Source organism: Mesorhizobium sp. ArgA1 (assembly GCF_053714375.1).
Genome location: NZ_JBSKBQ010000070.1, coordinates 1 through 3,100, shown reverse-complemented (window position 1 = coordinate 3,100; position 3,100 = coordinate 1). Strand labels below are relative to the sequence as shown.

The following is a 3,100-nucleotide window of genomic DNA, read 5'->3' as shown; positions in this document are numbered from 1 at the left end:
GCCCATGAAACCGCCAAGGCCATGCGCGCCTTTTCGCAGTCGCTCGAACTCGTCGTCTGCGGCTCGTCAAATGCCAAGATGCCGACCTATCCTGAATGGGAAGCGGTCGTTCTCGACCATACCTACAACGAGGTCGACTACATCTCGCTGCACATGTATTTCGACAACGAAGCCAACGACGCGGCGAACTACCTCGCCATGAACGCGAAGCTCGACGACTACATCGTCTCGGTCGCCGGCGTCATCGACTATATCAAGGCCAAGAAACGCTCCAGCAGGCAGGTCTACATCTCGTTCGACGAATGGAACGTCTGGTACCATTCCAAGCAGCAAGACAAGAAGATACTGGGCGGTAATGACGGCTGGCCCTTCGCTCCACCATTGCTCGAAGACATCTACAATTTCGAGGACGTGCTGCAGGTCGGCCTGATCCTCAACACCTTCATCCGCCGTTCCGATGTCGTCAAGATTGCCTGCCTGGCGCAACTGGTCAACGTCATCGCGCCGATCATGACGGTTCCGAATGGCCCGGCATGGCGCCAGACGATCTTTTATCCCTATCTCTTTGCCTCGATTTACGGCCGCGGCAACGCGCTCGATCTCAAGGTGGAAAGCCCCACCTACAAATCCACCGTGGCTGGCGACGTTTCCTGTGTCGACATCACCGGCGTGCATGACACGGAAACCGCACATCTCACCTTCTTTGCCATCAACCGCCATTCGAGCGAGGAAATCGAAACCGTCATCGACATCACCGGCTTCGGCGCTGCTGACATCGTCGATCACCAGGTGATGACGCATGCGGATCTGAAAGCCGTCAATTCGGCAGGCAATCCCGGCAATGTCGGTCCCAAGAAGGGGAGGGGCGCCTCGATGGCCGGCGGTAAGCTCAGCCTGTCGCTGCCGGCCTATTCCTACCAGATGATCCGCCTGAAGCTGACTTCACGCGCATCGTCGTGCATGCGCCGACGAGGAGCGCCGACGTGACGGCCGATATCGAGATCAGGAATGTGAGCAAGAAATTCGGTGCCATGACGGTGCTGGATGATCTGTCGCTCTTGTCGAGACCGGTAATTTCTCTGGGGTCGAACACGGGTTGTTAGGCTTGAGCCGTCCATCAGCATCGTTTTGTTCGGAGGCAAAACGATCACGATCGAGGGCAGGAACGAATTTGGCGACAGCTGCCGGAAGGAGGTCCGCATCGACAAGAGCTGGGAGCGCCTGTTCGACGGCGACATCGGACTGTCCATAGACGATGGCAAAAAGATCATGGCAGCTCTGCAGAGCGCGGTCGTGAGCCATGAGGCGGAGACCTATTCTCTCTTTTCGCCGGGCCTGCCCGGACCGCTACACGTTCCGGCCGGTGAAGGACTACACGACACGCCGGATCCGGACCGTCTTCGGCTTGGTGAAGGTTCGCAATCCGCGCTGGATGCTGTGTCGGGATTGCCATCCGGGCATGATCGCTGCGTTCGCGCCGCTGCACGATATTTGTCCCGATCGCGCCACGCCGGAGTTGATGGAGCTGACGGCGCGGCTGGGACGCATGATGCCATACCGGCAGGCGGCGAAGGTGCTGGCCGAGCTCCTGCCCATTGAACCGACCGAGAGGCATGCGACAGTGCGCAACCGTACCATCAGGATCGGCAAGCGGCTCGATGACCAGGTTGCACAGGAACATGGCGCGCGAGGTCTCAAACGGATGACCGACACCAGCTCGAGATGCAGTTTCCCGGTGATCGGCGCAAAGAGTTCGTCGTCAGCATCGACACCACTCATGTTCGCAGCGCCGAGCCCAATTCAGCGCGAAACTTTGAGCTCGTCGTGGCCAGATGCGGGCGTGGGGGACGGGGCGAACCCGGTGGCCGCTATTTCGTCACCGGGAGCACCGACCAGCGTGCAATCCGCGATCGCGTTCTCCACTGCCTTCGGGAAGTCGGATATCGCGGCTTTGGCGATGTGACAGTAATCTCGGACGGTGCTGAAATCCTCGAGCGGCGGCCCCGCGCCATGCCGAAACCGACGGCCCACATCATCGATTGGTTCCACATCGCCATGAAGATCCAGCCCATGCAGCAGATCGCCGATCACATCGCGCGACCGCAGTCCGGCCCCATTGAAGCGCGTCCAACCATCGACAGGGACAAAGCCGTGAAATGGCGGCTGTGGCATGGACGCGTCGACCGCGCGATCCGCGACCTGGAGAGGCTTCTCGCCAGACTGAAGCAGCCGCAGGGAGAAGCAGAGTTCTCGATCGCACGCCTTCATAGCCTTGGCTCCCAACTGCTGACCTATGTCCGATCGAACCGCGGTGCGATCTATGGGAAGCGTTACCGAGCCGGCCCGCGGGTCGCCTCGACCCTCGCCGAGTCAGCTATGAACTCACTCGTCGGCAAGCGAATGGTAAAGAAGCAGCAAATGCGCTGGTCCCTTAACGGCGCTCACATGCTCATGCAGGTCCGGACGGCCGAACTGAACGGCGAACTTCGAAACCGGCTGCGGGCGCCTTTCCGACAGCCTGAACCGAGCGTGCCGCCAGGAACGCGCTGCGGCCGAAGCCGAACTGGCGGCCCTGATTGCGCAGCAGCAAAATGCGGCCGAGCAGTTCGCCCGTGACATCCAAGCCTTCGCCGCTGATCTGGAATGAGGTCGGTGACCAATCGAGACAGCGTAGCCTGCCTCCACCCTCAGGATTTTTTCCTCAACGATCTCGCCGACAGCATCTGGTGGCACGACTGCGTCAAACTCCAGGAACTTATCCAGGAGCAGCAACGAACACCGACCGATCACAGCGACATCGAAAACGCCCCGTCCTCGTTCTGAAGCACACATCCTCGACACTCGACGGCCTGCGAAGGCAGCGCGTTTTTCCTGACTGGTCAGCTTCTCGACAGCTGATTGCGATAGCTTGTCGTTTGGCGTGCGAGCTCAATCCATTCGCCGCTGAGGCTTTGATCTGAGCCTGTCTGCGCAGACTGGCGAGCAATCATATTTTCGATGGAGAGCGGTATGGGTGGTTCTCGGTTCAATCCTCGGCAATTGAACCCGTCTGCGCCAGGCTTCGCACGGCAGAATACCGGCATGCACGTAGGGCAACAGG

General features: G+C 59.9%; 2 protein-coding genes and 1 pseudogene. All 3 read left to right on the top strand.

Annotated elements, in window-relative coordinates:
* Positions 1-987, top strand: a 987-nt coding sequence (locus ACWGTI_RS32215; RefSeq protein WP_454590625.1) for an alpha-L-arabinofuranosidase C-terminal domain-containing protein, incomplete at its 5' end; no start/stop codon positions are given.
* Positions 988-1,146: 159 nt separating this feature from the next.
* Positions 1,147-2,499, top strand: a pseudogene (locus ACWGTI_RS32210) (ISKra4 family transposase); the annotation flags it as partial.
* A gap of 153 nt (positions 2,500-2,652) precedes the next feature.
* Positions 2,653-2,823 carry a hypothetical protein gene (locus ACWGTI_RS32205; RefSeq protein WP_454590624.1) on the top strand — a complete coding sequence of 57 codons (171 nt, stop codon included), beginning with the start codon at positions 2,653-2,655 and terminating at the stop codon, positions 2,821-2,823.
* Positions 2,824-3,100: the final 277 nt, after the last annotated feature.